General features: G+C 72.8%; 19 protein-coding genes. 16 read left to right on the top strand and 3 right to left on the bottom strand.

Annotation, left to right across the window (positions count from 1 at the left end):
* Positions 1-324 precede the first annotated feature (324 nt).
* Together ABT354_RS31440 and thiD are read left to right on the top strand one after the other, a co-directional pair.
* Entirely contained in the window at positions 325-1293 is a 969-nt protein-coding gene (locus ABT354_RS31440; RefSeq protein WP_351500070.1) for a thiamine-phosphate kinase, read from the top strand.
* Positions 1290-2087 (top strand): bifunctional hydroxymethylpyrimidine kinase/phosphomethylpyrimidine kinase, encoded by a 798-nt coding sequence (gene thiD / locus ABT354_RS31445; RefSeq protein ID WP_351500072.1) that lies wholly within the window; start codon positions 1290-1292, stop codon positions 2085-2087. Before ABT354_RS31440 ends, thiD begins: the two co-directional genes overlap by 4 nt.
* 174 nt (positions 2088-2261) lie before the next feature.
* On the opposite strand, the gene rpmB is transcribed toward thiD, so the two are convergent.
* Entirely contained in the window at positions 2262-2447 is a 186-nt protein-coding gene (rpmB, locus tag ABT354_RS31450; RefSeq protein ID WP_003957616.1) for a 50S ribosomal protein L28, read from the bottom strand.
* A gap of 280 nt (positions 2448-2727) precedes the next feature.
* Here rpmB and ABT354_RS31455 point away from each other — a divergent pair, with 280 nt between their 5' ends.
* The 9 genes from ABT354_RS31455 to mutM all read left to right on the top strand — a co-directional run bounded on the left by ABT354_RS31455 (position 2728) and on the right by mutM (position 12449).
* Positions 2728-4356 carry a DAK2 domain-containing protein gene (locus tag ABT354_RS31455; RefSeq protein ID WP_351500075.1) on the top strand — a complete coding sequence of 543 codons (1629 nt, stop codon included), beginning with the start codon at positions 2728-2730 and terminating at the stop codon, positions 4354-4356.
* An 83-nt stretch (positions 4357-4439) separates the two neighbouring features.
* The gene (recG, locus tag ABT354_RS31460) at positions 4440-6773 is read left to right on the top strand and encodes an ATP-dependent DNA helicase RecG (RefSeq protein WP_502983534.1); all 2334 of its coding nucleotides are present in this window, start codon (positions 4440-4442) and stop codon (positions 6771-6773) included.
* 108 nt (positions 6774-6881) lie between these two features.
* Positions 6882-7493, top strand: a complete 612-nt coding sequence (rsmD, locus tag ABT354_RS31465) for a 16S rRNA (guanine(966)-N(2))-methyltransferase RsmD (RefSeq protein ID WP_351500079.1) — start codon at positions 6882-6884, stop codon at positions 7491-7493.
* Between the two features lie 26 nt (positions 7494-7519).
* Positions 7520-8002 (top strand): pantetheine-phosphate adenylyltransferase, encoded by a 483-nt coding sequence (gene coaD / locus ABT354_RS31470; protein ID WP_351500081.1) that lies wholly within the window; start codon positions 7520-7522, stop codon positions 8000-8002.
* Positions 8003-8180: 178 nt separating this feature from the next.
* Positions 8181-9464 (top strand): F0F1 ATP synthase subunit B, encoded by a 1284-nt coding sequence (locus tag ABT354_RS31475; RefSeq protein WP_351500083.1) that lies wholly within the window; start codon positions 8181-8183, stop codon positions 9462-9464.
* A gap of 221 nt (positions 9465-9685) precedes the next feature.
* A complete protein-coding gene (locus ABT354_RS31480) occupies positions 9686-10285 on the top strand; it encodes a YceD family protein (RefSeq protein WP_351500084.1) in 600 nt (199 codons plus the stop codon).
* A gap of 2 nt (positions 10286-10287) precedes the next feature.
* Positions 10288-10461, top strand: coding sequence for a 50S ribosomal protein L32 (rpmF, locus tag ABT354_RS31485; RefSeq protein WP_043229344.1), 174 nt, complete (start codon positions 10288-10290; stop codon positions 10459-10461).
* A 19-nt stretch (positions 10462-10480) separates the two neighbouring features.
* A complete protein-coding gene (gene rnc / locus ABT354_RS31490) occupies positions 10481-11350 on the top strand; it encodes a ribonuclease III (protein ID WP_351500087.1) in 870 nt (289 codons plus the stop codon).
* Positions 11351-11579: 229 nt separating this feature from the next.
* Positions 11580-12449, top strand: coding sequence for a bifunctional DNA-formamidopyrimidine glycosylase/DNA-(apurinic or apyrimidinic site) lyase (mutM, locus tag ABT354_RS31495; protein WP_351500089.1), 870 nt, complete (start codon positions 11580-11582; stop codon positions 12447-12449).
* Positions 12450-12496: 47 nt separating this feature from the next.
* On the opposite strand, the gene ABT354_RS31500 is transcribed toward mutM, so the two are convergent.
* Positions 12497-13387, bottom strand: a complete 891-nt coding sequence (locus ABT354_RS31500; RefSeq protein WP_351500091.1) for a CAP domain-containing protein — start codon at positions 13385-13387, stop codon at positions 12497-12499.
* A gap of 194 nt (positions 13388-13581) precedes the next feature.
* Here ABT354_RS31500 and ABT354_RS31505 point away from each other — a divergent pair, with 194 nt between their 5' ends.
* The 4 genes from ABT354_RS31505 (at position 13582) to ABT354_RS31520 (ending at position 19915) form a co-directional block, all read left to right on the top strand.
* A complete protein-coding gene (locus ABT354_RS31505; protein WP_351500093.1) occupies positions 13582-13863 on the top strand; it encodes an acylphosphatase in 282 nt (93 codons plus the stop codon).
* Positions 13864-14255: 392 nt separating this feature from the next.
* Positions 14256-14474 carry a hypothetical protein gene (locus tag ABT354_RS31510; RefSeq protein WP_351500095.1) on the top strand — a complete coding sequence of 73 codons (219 nt, stop codon included), beginning with the start codon at positions 14256-14258 and terminating at the stop codon, positions 14472-14474.
* A 217-nt stretch (positions 14475-14691) separates the two neighbouring features.
* Positions 14692-18321 carry a chromosome segregation protein SMC gene (gene smc, locus ABT354_RS31515; protein WP_351500098.1) on the top strand — a complete coding sequence of 1210 codons (3630 nt, stop codon included), beginning with the start codon at positions 14692-14694 and terminating at the stop codon, positions 18319-18321.
* A 160-nt stretch (positions 18322-18481) separates the two neighbouring features.
* Entirely contained in the window at positions 18482-19915 is a 1434-nt protein-coding gene (locus ABT354_RS31520; protein WP_351500100.1) for a sugar porter family MFS transporter, read from the top strand.
* Between the two features lie 44 nt (positions 19916-19959).
* On the opposite strand, the gene ABT354_RS31525 is transcribed toward ABT354_RS31520, so the two are convergent.
* On the bottom strand, positions 19960-21213 hold the full coding sequence (locus ABT354_RS31525; protein ID WP_351500102.1) for a GNAT family N-acetyltransferase: 1254 nt from the start codon (positions 21211-21213) through the stop codon (positions 19960-19962).
* 140 nt (positions 21214-21353) lie between these two features.
* Here ABT354_RS31525 and ftsY point away from each other — a divergent pair, with 140 nt between their 5' ends.
* Positions 21354-22580, top strand: coding sequence for a signal recognition particle-docking protein FtsY (ftsY, locus tag ABT354_RS31530; protein WP_351500104.1), 1227 nt, complete (start codon positions 21354-21356; stop codon positions 22578-22580).
* Positions 22581-22713: the final 133 nt, after the last annotated feature.

The raw sequence follows: 22713 nt of genomic DNA on the forward strand, positions 1-22713 counted from the left end.
GAGGGCGCCGCGAACCGGGGGCGGGCGGTGGTGTGCGGCGCCCCGCCGGGCCGGGGGTGACCGTACGGAACGGCCGCGCGGCACCCCGTACACCACCGCCACAAGGCTTGCGCCGGAGATCCGGCGGTACCAGGGTTGCGCCGGACGGCCGGTGCGACCGGGGTCCCGCCGGAGCTGCGGCGGTTACGAGGGTCCCACCGGGCGGCCGGTGGGACGAGGCTCTCCGCCGGACGGCCGGCGGGGCTGAGACACCCCACCGGGCGGCCGGCGGGGCGAGGGTCCCCGCCCGAGCGTCGGCGGGGACGACGGAGAGGTGAGACTTCGGTGAAGGGCACTGTGGGCGAGCTGGGGGAGTTCGGGCTCATCAAAGAGCTGACCTCCCGGCTCACCTCCACCCCCGCGGTCCGGATCGGACCGGGTGACGACGCCGCGGTCGTGGCCGCGCCCGACCGCAGGGTCGTGGCGAGCACGGACATCCTCCTGGAGGGCCGCCACTTCCGGCGCGACTGGTCCACCGCCTACGACGTGGGCCGCAAGGCCGCCGCCCAGAATCTGGCCGACATCGCGGCCATGGGCGCCGTACCCACCTCGATCCTGCTCGGTCTGGTCGTCCCCGCCGACCTCCCCGTCACCTGGGCCACCGAACTCATGGACGGCATCCGGGACGAGTGCCAGGTCGCGGGCGCCGCCGTGGTCGGCGGGGATGTCGTCGGCGGTGAGCTGATCACCCTCGCCATCACCGCCCTCGGGGATCTGCGGGGCCATGAACCGGTCACCCGGGGAGGCGCGCAGGCCGGCGATGTCGTCGCGTACACCGGCTGGCTCGGCTGGTCCGCCGCCGGGCACGCGGTGCTCTCCCGGGGCTTCCGCTCGCCCCGCGCCTTTGTCGAGGCCCATCGCCGCCCCGAGCCGCCGTACCACGCGGGTCCCGCCGCCGCCGGACTCGGCGCGACCGCGATGTGCGACATCAGCGACGGTCTCATCGCCGACCTCGGCCATATCGCCGAGGCCAGCAAGGTCCGGATCGATCTCCGCTCCGGCTCCATCGACATCCCCAGCCAGATGAACGACATCGGCCAGGCCGTCGGCGTCGACCCGCTCCAGTGGGTGCTCACCGGGGGAGAGGACCACGCCATCGTGGCCACCTTCCCCCGGGACACCAAGCTGCCCGCCCGCTGGAAGGTGATCGGGGAGGTGCTGCACCCCTCCGCACTGCCGCAGGTCACCGTGGACGGCGCGCCCTGGCACACCGTGGGCGGCTGGGACCACTTCGGAACAACGGAGGCACCGTGAGACTGCCGCTCGTCCTGACCGTCGCCGGATCCGACTCCGGCGGCGGCGCCGGGATCCAGGCCGACCTCAAGACCATGCTGGCCCTCGGCACCCATGGGATGAGCGTGGTCGCCGCCGTGACCGCGCAGAACTCCCGGGGCGTCCAGGGGTACTGGGAACTGCCGCCGGAGGCCGTACGGGCCCAGTACCGCAGCGTCGTCGACGACATCGGGGTCCAGGCGGTGAAGACCGGGATGCTGGCCTCCGCCCCCCTGGTGGAGACCGTCGCCGAACTCCTCGCGGGCACCGACGCCCCGATCGTGGTCGACCCCGTCGGCGTCTCCAAACACGGTGACCGGCTGCTGGCCGACTCCGCGGTGGCCGCGGTCCGCGAGCGGCTGCTGCCGGTCGCCACCCTCGCCACCCCCAACCTGGACGAGGTGACACAGCTCACCGGGGTCGAGGTCACCGAGGAGAAGGAGATGCGTCCGGCCGCCGACGCGCTGCTGGCGCTGGGGCCGCGCTGGGTGCTGATCAAGGGCGGGCATCTGCCCGGGGAGGCCGTGGACCTGCTCACCGACGGCGCCGAGGAGCACTGGCTGCGGGCGCCCCGGCTGGACAACCGCCACACCCATGGGACCGGCTGCACCCTCGCCTCGGCCATCGCCGCCGGGCTCGCCAAGGGGCTGACCGTGCCGGAGTCGGTCCGGGCGGCGAAGGAGTACATCACCGGGGCGATAGCCGCCGGTTTTCCGCTCGGGGACGGTATCGGGCCGGTCGACCACGGCTGGCGGTTCCGCGAACCCCTCTCCTGACCGCCGCCCCCGTCGGCGCGGGTTCACTCACGGTGGAAATGGACCGGGCCCCGGTCCGTTCCCCCGTGAGTACGGGGGAACGGACCGGGGCCCGGGTACGGCAGAAGCCGGTTCACCGAGGTGAACCGGCTTCCAAGGCAACCGCAGGGGCTGCGCTACGACGATAGGTCGGTGTTAGCGCGAGACCTTGCCGGCCTTGATGCACGAGGTGCAGACATTGAGCCGCTTCGGCGTCCGACCGACCACGGCACGCACGCGCTGGATGTTCGGGTTCCAGCGACGGGACGTACGGCGGTGCGAGTGCGAAATGTTGTTGCCGAAGCCCGGCCCCTTGCCGCAGACGTCGCAGTTGGCAGCCACGGGTCACTCCAAAGACTTCAGATGCACTTACAGTGAAATCCGGCGTGCCGGAGATCAGTGAGCTGAAATCGGTGGCCTGCCGGGGGAAACGCCCGATTTTCATCGGGCAACCGGAGCAGCATACAACGGCTGCGTCCGCAGTACGAAACTACCACGACCTGTCCGGACCCCACCCCGCCACCCGCACCGGGACGGGGTCTACCCTGCGGTGCGACCCGCGACCCACCCCCGCCAGGCCGGACCCGGGCCGTGCCCAGTCGTTTCAGAGGAGGCCCCCACGGTGCCGCAGACGCCGCAGAATCTCGACGCCGCAGCGGTACGGGCCTGGTGCGCGAAGGCCCTGGAGGCGCTGGGCCGGGAGCGGGAGGACATCGACGCGATCAATGTCTATCCGGTCGCGGACGGTGACACCGGGACCAATCTCTATCTGACCGTGGAATCCGCCGCCCTCGCCGTGGAGGCCGTCTTCACCGCCCATGAGACCCGGGCCGGGCTCCCGGACGTCCATGACGCGGTACGGGCCATGGCCCACGGGGCGCTCATCGGCGCCCGGGGCAACTCCGGGACCATCCTCGCCCAGCTGCTCCGGGGCATCGCCGACGCGATCGGCGCCGGGGAACCGCTCCCCGGGGCGCTGCGCCGGGCCGCCGTCCTCGCCCGGGACGCCGTCGCCCACCCCGTCGAGGGCACCATCCTCACCGTCGCGGGCGCCGCCGCGGACGCCGCCGGGGCGGTGGAGCCCCCCTGGGCGACCGTCCCGGCCGCCCGCGCCGCCTACGAGGGGGCGAGGACCGCCCTGGACGCCACCCCGGGACAGCTCCCCGCGCTGGGCAGGGCCGGCGTCGTGGACGCGGGCGGCCGCGGCCTGCTCGCGGTCCTCGGCGCCCTGGTGGCCGCCGTCAGCGGGGAGGAGCCCGCCGCCCCGGCCCCGCTGCGGCACGGCGTCCTGCCCGCCCCCGGCACCGCCTGCGCCCCCGGCGGCCCCGCCTTCGAGGTCATCTACCTCCTGGACGCCGACGACACCGCCGTCGCCCGGCTGCGGACCCGGCTCGACGCCCTCGGCGACTCCCTCGTCGTGGTCGGCGGCGACGGCCTGTGGAATGTGCACGTCCATGTCGACGACGCGGGCGCCGCCGTGGAGGCGGGCGTCGAGGCGGGCCGCCCGCACCGGATCCGCATCACCCACTTCGCCGCCGCCCCGGCGCCCGCCCCCGCACCCGGGCCGGACACCGGGGAGGGCCCCGCCCGCCGGGCCGTGGTCGTGGTCGTCCCCGGCGAAGGACTCGCCGACCTCTGCGCCGCCGCCGGGGCCACCACCGTGGTCGCCCGGCCCGGGGAGCCCCCCGCCAGCGGCGAGCTGGTGGACGCCATCCGCCGCACCGGCGCCCGCGAGGTGGTGCTGCTGCCCAACGCGGCCGAGCTGCGCCACACCGCCGCCGCCGCGGCCGACCAGGCACGGGCCGAGGGGATCAGGGTCGCCCTGGTGCCCACCCGCGCCGCCGTCCAGGGGATCGCCGCCCTCGCCGTCCATGAGCCGGACCGCCGCTTCGACGAGGACGTGGTCGCCATGACCGCCGCCGCCGGGGCCACCCGCCATGCCGAGCTGACCGTCGCCGAGCGCCAGTCCTGGACCTCGGCGGGCATCTGCCAGGCGGGCGATGTGCTCGGGCTCATAGACGGCGATGTGGCGGTGATCGGCACCGATGTCACCGCCACCGCCACCGCCGTGCTCGACCGGATGCTCGCGGCGGGCGGCGAACTCGTCACCGTCGTCCTCGGCGAGGAGATCCCCGGCGACGAGGTGCCCGCCCTCCTCGAACGCCATGTGCGCGACACCTACCTCGCCGTCGACACCGTCACGTACCACGCGGGACGGGGCTCCCCGCTGCTGCTCATCGGCGTGGAGTAGCCCCTTCGCGGGCACCCGGGGCCCTTCCCCCGGGCACCCCGGGCCGGGCGCTCCGCGCGCGCGTTGTCCACAGCTCGCCGCGGATGTCGGTGCCGTGGTGTGCAATGGGTCGTGTGCCCGAGCGTGACAAGACCCAGAAGACCACCTCCCCGACCCGGACCGCCCCCGGGGGCGAGCCCCTGAGCGAGCCGCTCGCCCGGACCCTCGGCCCGGCGACCGCCAAGGTCCTCGGCGAGCAGCTGGGGCTGCGCACCGTCGGCGACCTGCTCCACCACTACCCCCGCCGGTACGAGGAGCGCGGCCGGCTCACCCGCCTCGCCGACCTCCCGCTGGACGAGGACGTCACCGTGGTGGCCCAGGTCGCCGACGCCCGGGTGCACACCTTCAACGGCGGCCGGGGCAGACGCCTGGAGGTGACCATCACCGACGGCAGCGGCCGGCTCCAGCTGGTCTTCTTCGGCCGGGGCGTCCACAAGCCCCACCAGGAGCTGCTGCCGGGCACCCGGGCGATGTTCGCCGGCCATGTCTCCGTCTTCAACCGCCGCCTCCAGCTCGCCCACCCCTCGTACGCCCGCCTCGGCGGCGCCGACGACCCGGAGGACCCGGCCTCCTGGGCGGGCGCCCTGATCCCGATCTACCCCGCCTGCAAGGGGATGGAGTCCTGGAAGATCGCCAAGGCGGTCGACGCGGTGCTCCCGCGCCGGACCGAGGCGGTGGACCCGCTGCCGCCCGCGCTGCGCGAGGGCCGCGGCTTCGTCGCCCTCGACCAGGCGCTGTTCGGGATCCACCGCCCGCAGACCAAGGCGGACATCGAGACCGCCCGCACCCGGCTGAAGTGGGACGAGGCCTTCGTCCTCCAGGTGGCGCTGGCCCGCCGCCGCCTCGCCGACACCCAGCTGCCCGCCGTGGCCCGCCGCCCGGTCCCCGGCGGGATCCTCGACGCCTTCGACGAACGGCTGCCCTTCACCCTCACCGAGGGACAGCGGAAGGTCACCGGGGAGATCTTCGACGATCTCGCCACCGAACACCCGATGCACCGGCTGCTCCAGGGCGAGGTCGGCTCCGGCAAGACCCTGGTCGCGCTGCGCGCGATGCTCGCCGTGGTGGACACGGGCGGCCAGGCGGCGATGCTCGCCCCCACCGAGGTCCTGGCCCAGCAGCACCACCGCTCGATGGTGGAGATGATGGGCGACCTCGCCGACGGAGGGCGGCTCGGCGCCCCCGAGCGGGCCACCCGGGTGGTGCTGCTCACCGGCTCCATGGGCGCCGCCGCCCGCCGTGCGGCCCTGCTGGACCTGGTCACCGGCGAGGCCGGCATCGTGATCGGCACCCATGCCCTGATCGAGGACACGGTCCGCTTCCACGATCTGGGCCTGGTCGTCGTGGACGAGCAGCACCGCTTCGGGGTGGAGCAGCGGGACGCCCTGCGCTCCAAGGGGAAGCAGCCGCCGCATCTGCTGGTGATGACGGCCACCCCGATCCCGCGCACGGTGGCGATGACCGTCTTCGGCGATCTGGAGACCTCGGTCCTGGACCAGCTCCCGGCGGGCCGCTCGCCGATCGCCAGCCATGTGGTCCCGGCCCGGGACAAGCCGCACTTCCTCGCCCGCGCCTGGGAGCGGGTGCGCGAGGAGGTGGCCAAGGGGCACCAGGCGTATGTCGTCTGCCCGCGCATCGGCGACGAGGAGGACGGCCCGGCGAAGCGCTCCACCGGGTCCCGGGCCGCCGCCACCGGCACCGGCACCGGCATGGAATCCGATGCCGGGGGAGAGGCCGACGAGGGCGCCGCCACCGACGACAAGCGCCCCCCGCTGGCCGTGCTGGAGGTCGCCGAGCAGCTGGCCCGGGGCCCCCTCGCCGGGCTCCGGGTCGAGGTGCTGCACGGCAGGATGCCCCCCGACGACAAGGACGCGGTGATGCGCCGCTTCGCCGCGGGCGAGGCCGATGTGCTGGTCGCCACCACCGTCATCGAGGTCGGGGTGAACGTCCCCAACGCCACCGCGATGGTGATCATGGACGCGGACCGGTTCGGTGTCTCCCAGCTCCACCAGCTGCGCGGCCGGGTGGGCCGGGGCTCGGCCCCCGGGCTCTGTCTGCTGGTCACCGAGATGCCGGAGGCGAGCCCCGCCCGGGGCCGGCTCGGCGCGGTCGCCGCCACCCTCGACGGCTTCGAGCTGTCCCGCATCGACCTGGAGCAGCGCCGTGAGGGCGATGTCCTCGGCCAGGCCCAGTCGGGCGTCCGCTCCTCGCTGCGGATGCTCACCGTCATCGACGACGAGGAGGTCATCGCCGCCGCCCGGGAGGAGGCGACCCGGGTGGTCCGGGAGGATCCGGAGCTGGCTCACACCCCCGGGCTGCGGCTGGCCCTGGACGCCCTCCTCGACCAGGACCGCGAGCAGTACCTCGACAAGGGCTGAGGGGCTCAAAGGGCTGAGAGGCCGAAGGACCGGGAGACCCAGGGGCTGAGACACTGGCGGTGGACGGGGTTCCCCGTCGCAGAGCCCAGAGACAGGACCGAGACCGAGATGACCCGCGTGATCGCCGGCACCGCCGGTGGACGCCGCCTGGCGGTACCGCCGGGCACCGGCACCCGCCCCACGTCGGACCGCGCGCGGGAAGGGCTCTTCTCCAGCTGGGACGCGCTCCTCGGCGGTCTGGACGGGCTGCGGGTCGCCGATCTGTACGCCGGCTCCGGCGCGGTCGGCCTGGAGGCGCTCTCCCGGGGCGCCGCCCACGCCCTGCTGGTGGAGGCGGACGCGCGGGCCGCCCGTACCGTCCGGGAGAACGTCCGGGCGCTGGCCCTGCCCGGCGCCGAGGTCCGTACCGGCCGGGCCGAGCAGGTCGTCCAGGGACCGCCCCCCGGGACCCCCTACGACGTGGTCTTCCTGGACCCTCCGTACGCCGTCACCGATGACGATCTCCGGGAGATCCTGATCACACTCCGCTCCGGGGGCTGGCTCACCGGCGACGCCGTCGCGACCGTGGAGCGCAGCACCAGGGGCGGATCCTTCGTCTGGCCCGCGGGTTTCACACCCCTGCGGGCCCGTCGCTACGGCGAGGGGACGCTTTGGTACGGTCGCGCAGCCTCTTCCGACTCTTCCGTCGAAGAGGCTCCGACGTGCGAAGACATCCCATGACCGGACCGGAGAGCGAGGGACTTCCAGTGCGCCGCGCAGTCTGTCCGGGGTCATTCGACCCCATCACCAACGGACACCTCGACATCATCGCCCGCGCCGCGAAGCTGTACGACGAGGTCTACGTCGCGGTGATGATCAACCAGTCCAAGAAGGGGCTGTTCACCGTCGACGAGCGGATGGCCCTCATCCGCGAGGTGACCTCGGAGTACGGCAATGTCATCGTGGAGTCCCACCACGGGCTCCTGGTGGACTTCTGCAAGGACCGGGAGATCCCCGCCATCGTCAAGGGGCTGCGCGCGGTCAGCGACTTCGACTACGAACTCCAGATGGCCCAGATGAACATCGGTCTCTCGGGTGTCGAGACGCTCTTCGTCCCCACCAACCCCACCTATAGCTTCCTCTCGTCCAGCCTGGTCAAGGAGGTGGCGGCGTGGGGCGGCGATGTCTCCCATCTGCTGCCGCCCGCCGTGAGCACCGCCCTCGCCGAGCGGCTGCGCGAGCGCGCCTGAGCCCGCCCGAGCCCGCTGACACCCCGCCGGCCGGCTGACGTTCGGTCCTTCGGCGGCGGCCGGGGGCGCGGGCGCCGTACAGTCTTCCCGTCCGCCCCGAGGGCGGGCGTGGAGAGACGGACCGGACGGATCCGGTGAGCGGGGATCCGGCGGAGACCAGCGGAGAGTGGCGGACCCCGTGGACGTGCAGAAGAAGCTCGATGAGATCGTCCGGGCGGTCGGTGGCGCCCGGTCCATGCCGATGTCGGCGTCCTGCGTGGTCAACCGCGCCGAGCTGCTGGCCATGCTCGAAGAAGTGAGAGCGGCCCTGCCCGGCTCGCTCGCGCAGGCCCGGGAGGTGATCGGGGACCGGGAACAGCTGGTCGCCGAGGCCCACCGGGAGGCCCAGCGGATCATCGAGACCGCCCATGCCGAGCGCGGCTCGCTGGTCTCCTCCACCCAGGTCGCCCGCCGGTCCCAGGACGAGGCGGACCGGATCCTGGCGGAGGCCCGCCGGGAGGCCGAGGAGATCCGCGCCGAGGCCGACGACTATGTCGACTCCAAGCTGGCCAACTTCGAGGTCGTCCTCACCAAGACCATCGGCTCCGTGGACCGGGGCCGGGAGAAGTTGCTGGGCCGGGGCCCGGGCACCGGCGGGGAGCCCTCCCCGGGCGACGGCGGGGCCCCGGGGCGGAGCGCCGATCCCGACGTCCCCGAGCACAGCGCGGACCCGCAGACCCTGATCCATCGCGCCGACGGCTATGTGGACGCCAAGCTCGGCGCCTTCGAGGCGGTGCTCAGCAAGACCCTGGAGGCGGTCGGCCGGGGCCGGCTCAAGCTCCAGGGGCGGACCACCGGGGACGCCCTCGGCGAGCATCTGGCCGCCCAGGACGCGGCGGGCACCGCCCGGCGCCACACCAGTGACGCCGAGTATCTGGCCGGTCTCGCGGAGCTGGCCGAGCCGGAGGGCCGGCCGGCGGCGCGAACGGCCCCGTCGGCCCCGCCCGTACCCGTACCGGATGTACCGGACGTATCAGATGTACCGGACCGGGCCCCGGTGTACGAGCCGGTCCCGGAGCAGCCGTCGTACGCTCCCGCCGCCGAGTACTCCCCGTACCCCCCGCAGACCCCCGTGGACGGCCGTGCGGACGGCTACCCGGACGCCTATGGCCAGGGACAGCCGCAGGAGTGGCCCCCGTACCCCCAGGATCCGTACCCCCAGGATGTGTACCTCCAGGACCCGTACGCCGGATATCCGCAGCAGACGCCCCAGCACGCACCCCACCAGGTCCAGCAGCAGGGATATCCGGAGCAGGTGGAGCCGTACGCCGCCCAGGGCGGCTACGGGTACCCGGACGACCCCGGTACGGTGGTCCCGCCGCGGGCGGCGCCCCAGCAGGGTGCGGCGCTGGACGAGACCAGCTTCTTCGACACCGGCATGATCGACCTGGAGCAGCTGCGCCGGTACGAGCAGGGGCGCTGACCCGGGCCCGGCGGTCGTCGCCGGTGGAGAAGCGGGACCGGATTGGGTGCACGGCGGCCCGTCCAGTATCCTGGCTCTTCGGTCGCGCATAGTCCGCGATCCGGGCTGCCCGCACCCCTTCGGGGGCGGCGACGGCGGTCCCCCCTTGCTCCGCAGCACCGAAGCACGATCCGAAAGCAGGAAAAGCCCTGAACGCCCGCCTCGACCACCGCAACCCCCTCGTGTTCGACACGCACGAGTTGGGCCGGCGTCCCGGTGCGCTCCAGCGGCTGTCCCGCTCGATCTCCGCCCCGGCGGATCTCGGTGTCGAGGACGTCATCGGAGTGCCCGAAGGTGCGCCCGTGGAGCTTGAGCTCCGCCTGGAGTCGGTCATGGAAGGGGTGCTTGTCACAGGCACCGCCCATGCGTCGGCCGAAGGGGAGTGCGTAAGGTGTCTGGAGCCGATGCGCCTGAAGGTCGCAACGGAGTTCCAGGAGATGTTCACGTACCCCGACGCCGATGTGCGGGACCGCAGAGCGGAGCCCGACGACGACGCCGAGGACGAGGACATCGTCCATCTCAAGGACGGCCTGTTCGACCTTGAGCCCGTGCTGCGGGACGCGGTGGTGCTCGCACTGCCGATGCAGCCGGTGTGCCGGGAGGATTGTGCCGGTCTGTGCGCCCAGTGCGGGATCAGGCTGGACGATGACCCGGACCACCACCACGATGCCACCGACATTCGTTGGGCGGCATTGCAAGGACTCGCCGAAACCATCACGGACGGCGAGAAGGACAACATGGGCGGCGCCGAAGCGGGCGTCGACGAGAAGCAGGAGAAGTAGCCGTGGCTGTTCCGAAGCGGAAGATGTCGCGCAGCAACACGCGCCACCGCCGGTCGCAGTGGAAGGCTGCGGTCCCCACCCTGGTTTCGTGCGAGCGTTGCCAGGAGCCCAAGCTGCAGCACATCGCGTGCCCGAGCTGTGGCACCTATAACAAGCGCCAGGTCCTCGCGGTCTGAGCGGCTGGTGAGAGGCCCGATGTCTGAGCTGTCCAATGCCAAGAAGCAGGAAGACGCCGACAAGACAGTCAACGCAGCCTCGTCCCACACGCTTCTGGAAGGGCGGCTCGGCTATCAGCTGGAGTCCGCCCTTCTGGTGCGTGCGCTGACGCACCGTTCCTATGCGTACGAGAACGGCGGACTGCCCACCAATGAGCGGCTGGAGTTCCTCGGGGACTCGGTGCTCGGGCTGGTGGTCACCGACACCCTCTATCGCACCCATCCGGACCTGCCCGAGGGCCAGCTGGCCAAGCTGAGGGCCGCGGTGGTCAACTCCCGCGCTCTCGCGGAGGTCGGCCGCGGGCTGGAACTGGGCTCCTTCATCCGGCTCGGCCGGGGCGAGGAAGGCACGGGCGGGCGGGACAAGGCGTCCATCCTCGCCGACACCCTTGAAGCGGTGATCGGCGCGGTCTATCTCGACCAGGGTCTCGACGCGGCCTCGGAGCTGGTTCACCGGCTCTTCGACCCGCTGATCGAGAAGTCCTCGAACCTCGGTGCAGGCCTCGACTGGAAGACCAGTCTTCAGGAGCTGACCGCGGCCGAGGGCCTGGGTGTTCCGGAATATCTGGTCACCGAGACCGGCCCGGACCACGAGAAGACCTTCACTGCTGCCGCCCGCGTCGGTGGTGTCTCGTACGGCACCGGCACCGGCCGCAGCAAGAAGGAAGCGGAACAGCAGGCGGCGGAGTCCGCGTGGCGGGAGATCCGTGCCGCCGCCGACCGCCGGGCCAAGGAGTCGGCCGCCTCCGCGGAGGCGCTCGCGGCGGGGTCCGTCCCCGTTGTCGAGGAGCAGGCTCCTCCGGCCTCCGCGACCGAGGCACCCGAGCGGCAGGACCCGGCTCCGGCCTGAGTCCCGTCCGCCGACGGCGTTCGGACCCCCGTACCGGGAATCACTCCGGTACGGGGGTTTCGCCGTACCCGCCCCCGGGCCCCGGTGGTGGGTACGGGTCGGTGAGGGCCGGCGGGGTCCGCCGGTGGCCGATCACTCCCGGTCGCCGGGCGCCCGCCCGCCGCAGGGGCGGTGCCCCGGGCGGTACGCTGCGGGCATCACCCCGAGCATTCCCCCACAAGGAGCCCCCGTGCCCGAGTTGCCCGAGGTCGAGGTCGTACGCCGCGGACTCCAGCGCTGGGTCAGCGGACGGACCATCGCCGAGGTGTGGGTGCTGCACCCGCGTGCCGTGCGCCGTCATATCGCGGGTGCGGAGGACTTCGAGGCCCGGCTCAAGGGGCTCAGTGTCGGTATCGCCCGCCGCCGGGGCAAGTATCTGTGGCTGCCGCTCGCCGATACGGGTACATCGATTCTCGGCCATCTCGGGATGAGCGGTCAGCTGCTGGTGCAGCCGGAGGACGCCGCCGACGAGAAACATCTGAGGATCAGGCTCCGCTTCGACGACTCGCTCGGTACCGAGCTGCGCTTTGTCGATCAGCGCACTTTCGGTGGGCTCTCGCTGCACGACGAGACCCCCGACGGGCTGCCGGACGTGATCGCGCACATCGCCCGTGACCCGCTGGACCCGGCCTTCGACGACGCCGCCTTCCATCTCGCGCTGCGGGCCCGGCGCACCACCGTGAAGCGGGCGCTGCTGGATCAGTCGCTGATCAGCGGGGTGGGCAATATCTACGCGGACGAGGCGCTGTGGCGGGCCCGGCTGCACTACGAGCGTCCCACGGCGACGCTGAGCCGTCCGCGTTCGGCCGAGCTGCTGGGGCACATCCGCGATGTGATGAACGCCGCCCTGGCCGTCGGGGGCACCAGTTTCGACAGTCTCTATGTGAATGTGAACGGCGAATCAGGCTATTTCGACCGGTCGTTGGATGCCTATGGCCGGGAGGACGAGCCCTGCCGGCAGTGCGGGACGCCGATCCGGCGGCGGCCCTGGATGAATCGGTCCAGTTACTTCTGTCCGCGCTGTCAGCGACCGCCGCGTACGGTCCGCGCCTCCGGCTGAGCCGTTTCGGGTCGGCCGGAGGCGCGGGGTGTCACAGGTGCTCCGGGTCAGAAGCCGAAGTTCTGGGTCCACCAGGGTCCGCCGGGGGCGGTGTGGACCCCTACGCCCAGGGTCTTGTAGTCGCAGTTGAGGATGTTGGCCCGGTGGCCCTCGCTGTTCATCCAGGCGTCCATCACCGCGGCGGCGTCCGCCTGGCCGCGGGCTATGTTCTCGCCGCCGAGGTTCTTCACCCCGGCCTGCTCGGCGCGGTCCCAGGGGGTGTCCCCGTCCGGGTCGGTGTGGGAGAAGAAGCCGCGCGCGGCCATGTCCCGGCTGAAGTCCCCGGCCAGCTCCGCGAGGTCCGCGTCGAAGCGCACCGGGGCACAGCCCACCTTGGCGCGCTCCTCGTTGACCAGTGCCAGGACCTGGTTCTCGGCCGCCGTCGGGGAGCCGGTGACGGGCGGCTTGGGCGCCGTCGTCGGGGGGCGGGGGGCGGGAGTCGCCGAGGCGGAACGTTCCTCCTTGGGCTCCGGGGCCCGGGAGGCGGTGCGTTCGGGGGCCTTGGTGGCCGTCCGGGGCGTAGCGGTCCGCTCCTTGCTCCCCGCCTCGGTCCGTACCGGCCTGGTGGTCTTCCGCTCGGTCTTCTTCGCCGAGGGGGAGGCGCCGGCCGCGCCGGAGGGAGAGGAGGAGGGGGTACGCGCCGACTCGCTCGCCGTGGGGGAGCCCTCGCTGCGGGTCGGCTCGTCACTCTGCCGCCCCTGGGTCTGGAGGGTGGCGGAGCCGTCGGTGCGGATCGGTCCGCCGGGGGTGCGCTCACCGCTCACGGTGAAGGTGTCGCCGCCCGGCAGCAGACCGGAGGCCACCGCCACGGCGCCCACCGCCATGGCCGCGGAAGCGCCGAGCAGTCCCGTGCGTACGGGTCTGACCGCACGCTTGGCGGAGCGTCGATGCCGTCCCATCTGCTTGTGCCTTCCTGTACGCGGCGGCGGAACGGCGCTGGTACAGGTGCCGTGCACCGGCCTCCGCCGACGGTGTGGGGGTGAACATCACCCGAACGGGCGACGTTCATTGCGACGGGACTGTACGCCATGAGGGTTGCGGGAGAAGGGCCCAGCGCGCATTTGCCCGAAGCCGCCGCGGATACGGTGCACCCATGAACGACGCAGCACGGCTCACCGCATGGGTACGCGGTCGAGTACAGGGAGTAGGGTTTCGCTGGTTCACCAGGGCAAACGCTTTGGAGATCGGCGGGCTCACCGGATTCGCCGTCAATCTGGACGACGGGCGTGTGCAGGTTGTGGCGGAAGGGTCACGTGAGAATTGCCACCGTCTGCTGGAGTGGCTCCGCTCGGACGACACACCCGGTCGGGTGGACGGGGTCACTGAGATATGGGACACCCCGCGCGGCGGCTACGACGGCTTTGTGATCCGCTGAGTCCGGCGGCGGGCGGCGCCTGTGGCGCCGCTTCCGCCGGGCTTGCCGCAGGCATGTGCACCTGGCAGAAACCGCAGGTGGTTGCCGTCGCAACGGGACCGTGGAAGGCTGGAGGGGCGAAGCGGCTCCCGCTGCCGCCGGGCCCCGGGCCCCGGGCGGCCCCCATGATCGCGGGGCTGGCGCCGACCCTTGCGCGCGCCTTCAAGCGGGGGTTGATCGTGTTGACCGTCAAACTTTTTGGTGAGACTCTGGAAGCCCCGCGCACCTTAACTGTTTGACAGTAGGAACCGCAGCGAGTGAGCAGTACCCCAGCACTGTCGAGCACCGCGGGTGCGAATCCCTCACGACCCACACCGCATCGGTCGGTCACTCAGTGTGGAGGACCATCCATCATGGCAAAGGCGCTTCTCGGTTACGTCGGCGGTTCCGATCCGCGACTCCTCGCCGAGATGCGACGGCTTCAGCAGCGCGTCCAGGACCTGGAATCCGAGCTGGTACGGATCCAGACCGAGAATGACGCGCTGAACGCGGCCATCGCTCACCATCCCGGAGAGTCGCTGCTCGACGGCATCGACATCGACGTATCCCAGGCGGAGCCCGCGCTCACCTGAGCGTGGACCATCGCCGGAGATCCATCGCGCGAGATATGCAAGGGACGCCCCAGGCGTCCCTTCTTTCTTTCCCCCTCGGCCGCCCCGGTCCTGCCCGATGCTTCCGCCCCTCCGCCCCGCCCGCTCCGGGGCCCCTCGCGCCCCGGTCCGGGTTTACGTCTTCTGTGCCCCACGCCTTCCCCGGTGAAACCGCTCGCTGGCGGTAGAGTCCGGCTGCGTGCACCTCAAGGCCATGACCCTGCGCGGTTTCAAATCGTTCGCCTCCGCGACCACCCTGCGGTTCGAGCCGGGCATCACCTGTGTCGTGGGCCCCAATGGCTCCGGCAAGTCCAATGTGGTCGACGCGCTCTCCTGGGTCATGGGGGAACAGGGTGCCAAGTCGCTGCGCGGCGGCAAGATGGAGGACGTCATCTTCGCCGGGACCACCGGACGGCCACCGTTGGGCCGGGCCGAGGTCTCCCTCACCATCGACAACTCCGACGGGGCGCTGCCCATCGAGTACGCCGAGGTCACCATTACGCGGATCATGTTCCGCAACGGCGGCAGCGAGTACCAGATCAACGGCGACACCTGCCGTCTCCTCGACATCCAGGAACTGCTCTCCGACTCCGGTATCGGCCGCGAGATGCATGTCATCGTCGGCCAGGGACAGCTCGACTCCGTGCTCCACGCCGACCCCATGGGGCGGCGCGCCTTCATCGAGGAGGCGGCGGGCGTCCTCAAGCACCGCAAGCGCAAGGAGAAGGCGCTGCGGAAGCTGGAGGCGATGAAGGCGAATCTCGCCCGGGTCCAGGACCTCACCGATGAACTCCGCCGCCAGCTCAAACCGCTGGGACGGCAGGCCGCGGTGGCCCGCCGGGCCCAGGTCATCCAGGCCGATCTGCGCGACGCCCGGCTGCGGCTCCTCGCCGACGATCTCGTACGCCTCCAGGAGGCCCTGCGCGCGGAGATCGCCGACGAGGCCGCGCTGAAGGCCCGTAAGGACGCGGCCGAGTCCCGGCTGAAGGCGGCGGCCGGCCGGGAGGCCGAACTGGAGGAGGAGGTACGGCGGCTCGCACCACGGCTCCAGCGCGCCCAGCAGACCTGGTACGAACTCTCCCGCCTCGCCGAGCGGGTGCGCGGCACGGTCTCCCTCGCCGAGGCGCGGGTCAGGAGCGCCACCGCGCCCCCCGCCGAGGAGCGGCGCGGCCGGGACCCGGAGGACCTGGAGCGCGAGGCGGCCCGCGTCCGGGAGCAGGAGGCCGAACTGGAGGCCGCGCTGGAGGCGGCCCAGCGGGCCCTGGAGGACACCGTCGAGCACCGGGCCGAGCTGGAACGGGACCTCGCCGTCGAGGACCGCCGGCTCAAGGAGGCCGCCCGCGCCATCGCCGACCGGCGCGAAGGGCTGGCCCGGCTCGGCGGACAGGTGACCGCCGCCCGGGGCCGGGCCGGCTCCGCCCAGGCCGAGATCGACCGGCTCGGCGAGGCCCATGAGGAGGCCCGGGAGCGGGCCGCCACCGCCCAGGAGGAGTACGAGAGGCTCCGCACGGAGGTGGCCGGGCTCGACGCCGACGACGAACGGCTCGGCGAGGAGCACGAGGCCGCCCGGCGGGAACTGGCCGCCGCGGAGACCGCGCTGACCGGCGCCCGCGAGGCGCTGACCACGGCCGAACGGGAACGGGCCGCGGTCGCCGCCCGCCGGGAGGCGCTCGCCCTCGGACTCCGCCGCAAGGACGGCACCGGTGCGCTGCTCGCCGCGCGGGACACGCTCGGAGGGCTCATCGGCCCCGCGTCCGATCTGCTGACGGTGGTCCCCGGGCAGGAGATCCCGCTGGCCGCCGCCCTGGGCGCGGCGGCCGACGCGGTCGCCGTCACCGGCCCGGCGACGGCGGCCGAGGCCCTGCGCCTGCTCCGCAAGACGGACGCGGGCCGCGCCTCGATACTCCTCACCGACGCCCCGGAGGACCCCTGGCCCTTCCCGGCCGGCCCGGGTCACGCCGCCACGGCGGAGGGACCCTCCGGGCTGCTCGGCGCCCCCCAGGGATCGGGTGTCCCCGGGGGTGGGGTCGAGGCGGTCTCGCTGGTGCGGGGGCCCGAGGAGTTGATGCCCGCGCTGCGCCGGCTGCTGCGCGGATTCGTGGTCGTGGACGACCTCGACCAGGCGGAGCAGCTGGTCAGGGCGCGGCCCCGGCTCACCGCGGTGACCGCCGACGGCGATGTGTTCGGCGCCCACTTCGCCCACGGCGGCTCCGCCGGGGCACCGAGCCTGCTGGAGGTCCAGGCGTCCGTCGACCGGGCCGAGGCCGAACTGGCCGAACTGGCCGTCCGGTGCGAGGCGCTCACCGGGGCCCAGCGGTGCGGCGCGGACCGGCGTACCGCATCTGCCGCGCGGGCCGAGGAGCTGGGGGAGCGGCGCCGCACCGCCGACCGGCGGAAGTCCGAGGTCTCCGGCCGGCTCGGCCGGCTCTCCGGCCAGGCCAGGGCCGCCGCGGGTGAGGCCGAGCGCACCGCCGCCGCCGTCGCCCGCGCCCAGGAGGCCCTGGAACGCGCCCGCCGGGAGGCCGAGGAACTGGCGGACCGGCTCGCCGCCGCCGAGGAGTTGTCCCTGGGCGCCGACGACGAACCCGACACCCAGGCCCGTGACCGGCTCGCCGCCGACGGCGCCAACGCCCGCCAGACCGAGATGGAGGCCCGCCTCCAGCTCCGTACCCACGAGGAACGGGTCAAGGCGCTCGCCGGACGGGCCGAATCGCTCGACCGGGCCGCCCGTGCCGAGCGGGACGCCCGGACCCGCGCCGAGCAGCGGCGGGCCCGGCTGCGCCAGGAGGCCGCCGTGGCCACCGCCGTCGCCTCGGGCGCCCGGCAGCTCCTCGCGTACACCGAGGCGTCGCTGCTCCGCGCCGACGCCGGGCGGGCCGCCGCCGAGGCGGCCAAGAGCGCCCGGGAGGAGGAGCTGGCGGGTGCCCGTGCCGAGGGCCGCGACCTCAAGTCCGAACTCGACAAGCTGACCGACTCGGTCCACCGGGGCGAGGTCCTGGGCGCGGAGAAGCGGCTGCGGATCGAGCAGCTGGAGGCCAGGGCCCTGGAGGAGCTGGGCGTCGAACCGGCCGGTCTGACCGCCGAGTACGGCCCGGACCAGCCCGTACCGCCGTCCCCGCCCGCCGAGGGGGAGGAGCTTCCGGACGACCCCGACCACCCCCGTAACCGTCCCGTACGTTTCGTCCGCGCCGAACAGGAAAAGCGCCTGAAGACGGCCGAACGGGCGTACCAGCAGCTCGGAAAGGTGAATCCGCTCGCCCTGGAGGAGTTCGCCGCGCTGGAGGAGCGCCACCGCTTCCTCTCGGAGCAGCTGGAGGACCTGAAGAAGACCCGCGCCGATCTTCTCCAGGTGATCAAGGAGGTGGACGAGCGCGTCGAACAGGTCTTCACCGACGCCTACCGCGACACCGCCCGTGAGTTCGAGGGGGTCTTCTCCCGGCTCTTCCCGGGCGGCGACGGCAGGCTGATCCTCACCGACCCCGACAACATGCTCACCACGGGCGTGGATGTCGAGGCCCGGCCCCCCGGCAAGAAGGTCAAGCGGCTCTCCCTGCTCTCCGGCGGAGAGCGTTCGCTGACCGCCGTGGCGCTGCTGGTCTCGATCTTCAAGGCCCGGCCCAGTCCGTTCTATGTGATGGACGAGGTCGAGGCCGCGCTCGACGACACCAACCTCCAGCGGCTGATCCGCATCATGCAGGAGCTCCAGGAGTCCTCCCAGCTGATCGTGATCACCCACCAGAAGCGGACGATGGAGGTGGCCGACGCGCTGTACGGGGTCTCCATGCAGGGGGACGGCGTCTCCAAGGTGATCAGCCAGCGGCTGCGCTGACCGGGTGAACGGCGGCTCCGGGCCGCCCTCCGGTCGGACCGGCCCCGGTGGTGCCCGTCGCCGCCCTGTGCCCCACTGGAAGGACTCGTCCTGTCCGGCGGGGACCGCCGCACCGGCGGTGCACCCGGACGGCGTACGGGCAACGGCCCCAGGAGTTGATGTGAGCAGCAGCACCCCGCAGTCGCCGCCGCCGTCGGGGGCCCGCGAGGCCCACCCCGAACACCCCGAACATCTCGGCCATGTCGTCTTCATCACGGCATCAGCCGCGATGGGCGGCTTTCTCTTCGGCTACGACAGCTCCGTCATCAACGGCGCCGTGGAGGCGATCCGGGACCGGTACGACATCGGCTCCGCCGAACTGGCCCAGGTCATCGCCATCGCCCTGATCGGCTGTGCCTTCGGCGCGGCCACCGCGGGCCGGATCGCCGACCGGATCGGCCGGATCGCCTGTATGCGGATCGCCGCCGTCCTCTTCGCCGTCAGCGCGGTGGGCTCCGCCCTGCCCTTCGCCCTCTGGGACCTGGCGATGTGGCGGATCATCGGCGGCTTCGCCATCGGGATGGCCTCGGTCATCGGCCCCGCGTACATCGCCGAGGTCTCCCCGCCCGCCTACCGGGGCCGGCTCGCCTCCTTCCAGCAGGCCGCCATCGTCATCGGTATCGCCATCTCCCAGCTGGTCAACTTCGGCATCCTGTCGATGGCCGACGGCGACCAGCGCGGCGAGATCGCCGGCCTGGAGGCCTGGCAGTGGATGCTGGGGGTGATGGTCCTCCCGGCCCTCCTCTACGGGCTGCTCTCCTTCGCCATCCCCGAGTCCCCGCGCTATCTGATCTCCGCCGGAAAGGTGGCACGGGCCCGGAAGGTGCTCGCCGAGGTGGAGGGCGACCATGTCGATCTGGACGCCCGGGTGGCCGAGATCGATCAGGCGATGCGCCGGGAGCACAAGTCGACCTTCCGGGACCTCCTCGGCGGACGGTTCAGCTTTCTGCCGATCGTCTGGGTCGGTATCGGGCTCTCGGTCTTCCAGCAGCTGGTCGGCATCAATGTGGTCTTCTACTACTCGTCCACGCTCTGGCAGTCCGTGGGGATCGACCCCACCAGCTCCTTCTTCTACTCCTTCACCTCGTCCATCGTGAACATCATCGGTACGGTGATCGCGATGGTGCTGGTGGACCGGATCGGCCGCAAACCGCTGGCGCTCATCGGCTCGACCGGGATGGCGCTCGCCCTGGGCCTGGAGGCGTGGGCCTTCTCCGCCCCGCTGACCGACGGCAAGCTGCCCGGCACCCAGGGGACGGTGGCCCTGGTCGCCGCCCATGTGTTCGTGCTCTTCTTCGCCCTGTCCTGGGGCGTGGTGGTCTGGGTGCTGCTGGGGGAGATGTTCCCCAACCGGATCCGCGCGGCGGCCCTCGGCGTCGCGGCCTCCGCGCAGTGGATCGCCAACTGGGCGATCACCGCGAGCTTCCCCTCGCTCGCCGACTGGAATCTGTCGGCCACGTATGTCATCTACGCGTCGTTCGCGGTGCTCTCCATCCCCTTTGTGTACCTCTTCGTCCGCGAGACAAAGGGCCGGGCGCTGGAGGAGATGGGCTGAGCCCGGCCCGGCCCCGGCGTCGCCACCGGGGCCGGGCCACAGGCTCAGAACTCGTCCGTGGTGTGCGGCAGCAGCTCGGTCCGGGAGGCCCGCTCCAGCCGCGCCGCCGCCCCCGGGGTGTGCTCGGTCACCAGACCGGCCCGGAGCAGCTCCGCCGCCCCGATGTCCCCCAGATATCCCGCCGCCAGCTCCTGGACGCCGATGGTCAGATCCGGGGCGGCGTCGGTACGGGTCACCTCGGCCCGAAGGCCCGTGCCGTCCCCGCCGTGCTCCTTCGGCCCGGTGGTGATCCGGTACCGCCCGGCGTTGGCGGGCAGCCGCTCGTCGGTCACCTCCACCGTCAGATCCAGCGGCGCCGACCACACCCGCCCCGCCAGCGCGGCCGGGACGTCCACCAGCCGCAGCCAGAGCGCCGGGAACTCCTGCACGATCCTGACCTGGTCGCGGTCGGCCGCGAACCGCAGCAGCGGATCGTCCAGCGGACGCCCCCAGGCCCGTACCTTGTCGGCCAGATCGATCGAGGTCAGATAGCGCCACAGGGCGGCGGCCACCGCCGGGGACTCCGCCTCCAGCTCGCCGACCTGGACGGTGCCCCGGCCCTCGTCGTCACAGGAGGTGCGGTAGCTGACATAGCCGGCGGGCTCCGCGCCCGGATCGCCGATCGTCACCACCCGTACCGGGGTCAGATCGTCGTTCTCCCCGTCCGCCTCGGGCAGGATGTGCGTACGCCACCAGAAGTCGTCCCGGGCGACCCGGCCCGCGCGCTCCTCCCGGGCCGCCGCGTGCCGGGAGCCGATCACGGCGGGCGCCCGCTCCGGGGGCACCAGCCGCAGCGGCCGGTCGTCCGGCTCGATCCGCAGCGCCAGCGGCCGGTCGGTGTCGATCTCCACGGTGTACGAACGGGTCGCGGGCTCGAAGCCGAACCGCCCGTAGATCCCGGTCTCCGACACCCAGAGCGCCGCCAGCGGCTGACCCGCCGCCGCGCACTGCCGCCACAGCTCGGCGATCATGCCGCTGAGCACCCCCCGGCGGCGGTGGGTCGGCGCCACCGAGACAAAGGTCACCCCGGCACAGGGCAGCTCCCCGCCCGGCACCGAGAGGGAGAGGGGATGGGCGCCGAGCAGACCCACCAGCTCCCCGTGTTCATAGGCCCCGATCCGGGTGCAGTGCGCCAGGATCTCCCGGTGCAGCTTGCGCACATCGTCGTCGGGCTCCTTGCCGAGAAAGACGATGTAGTGCAGGTCGAGGGCGTGATCCAGCTCGGCTTCGGGCAGGGTCCGATACTCCAGGACGGTCATGGACCGGACGCTAACCCGGCCCGGTGCGGCGGGTCATCGGATTTTCCCGCCGGTGGCCGGTGGCCGGTGGCCGGCGGCCGGTGCGCCCCGGTGCCGGGCCGCCGGGCTCCGGGGGAGATGTGCCCGATACTGGACCCGTTATGGACATTCTCATCCTTGCTGTCGTCATCGCCCTGGTCGCCGTCGGCGCGATCAGCGGGCTCGTGATCAGCAGCCGCAAGAAGAAGCAGCTGCCGCCCGCGGCCCCGTCGTCCGCGCCGACCATCACCGCTCCGCCCGCCGAGCCGCATGTCGGCGACGAGGCGGAGACACCGCGGGAAGAACCACGCCGCACCATCGAAGAGGTCGGCCTGCCCTCCGCCGAGGAGGCGGCCGCCACCCCCGAGGCCGTGGCGGACCCCGTCGTCGCCGAGGCCCCCGAGGCCCCCGCGATCGAGACCCCCGAACCCACCGCCGGCCGGCTGGTCCGGCTCCGCGCCCGGCTCGCCCGCTCCCAGAACACCCTCGGCAAGGGTCTGCTGACCCTGCTCTCCCGTGAACACCTCGACGAGGACACCTGGGAGGAGATCGAGGAGACCCTGCTCACCGCCGATGTCGGCGTGGCCCCGACCCAGGAGCTGGTGGAGCGGCTGCGCGAGCGGGTGCGGGTGCTGGGCACCCGTACCCCCGACGAGCTGCGCACCCTCCTCCGCGAGGAGCTGCTGGCGCTGCTCGGCACCGATCTGGACCGCGCGGTGCGCACCGAGAGCGATCTGGACACCCCCGGTGTCGTCATGGTCGTCGGCGTCAACGGCACCGGCAAGACCACCACCACCGGCAAGCTCGCCCGGGTGCTCGTCGCCGACGGCCGCTCGGTCGTCCTGGGCGCCGCCGACACCTTCCGCGCCGCCGCCGCCGACCAGCTCCAGACCTGGGGCGACCGGGTGGGCGCCCGGACCGTGCGCGGTCCCGAGGGCGGCGACCCGGCGTCGATCGCCTTCGACGCGGTCAAGGAGGGCATCGCCGAGGGCGCCGATGTGGTGCTCATCGACACGGCGGGCCGGCTCCACACCAAGACCGGTCTGATGGACGAGCTGGGCAAGGTCAAGCGGGTCGTGGAGAAGCACGGCCCGCTGGACGAGGTGCTGCTCGTCCTGGACGCCACCACCGGCCAGAACGGCCTGGTCCAGGCGCGGGTCTTCGCCGAGGTCGTGGACATCACCGGCATCGTGCTGACCAAGCTGGACGGGACCGCCAAGGGCGGCATCGTCATCGCGGTCCAGCGTGAGCTGGGCGTCCCGGTGAAGCTGGTCGGCCTGGGCGAGGGCCCGGACGATCTGGCGCCCTTCGAGCCGGAGGCGTTCGTCGACGCCCTGATCGGCGACTGATCCCGAAGCCGCCCCGGACCGGTCCGGGGCGGGCCCGGGCTGGTCCCGGCCCCCCGGCGCACGAGGCCGCCCGCCGCCGCGTGTCGGGGGGGGCGCGCCCGGCCCGGCGGCCGCCGGGGGGGGTGGGAGCCCA

Source organism: Streptomyces sp. NPDC000594, assembly GCF_040299965.1.
Taxonomy (GTDB): domain Bacteria; phylum Actinomycetota; class Actinomycetes; order Streptomycetales; family Streptomycetaceae; genus Streptomyces.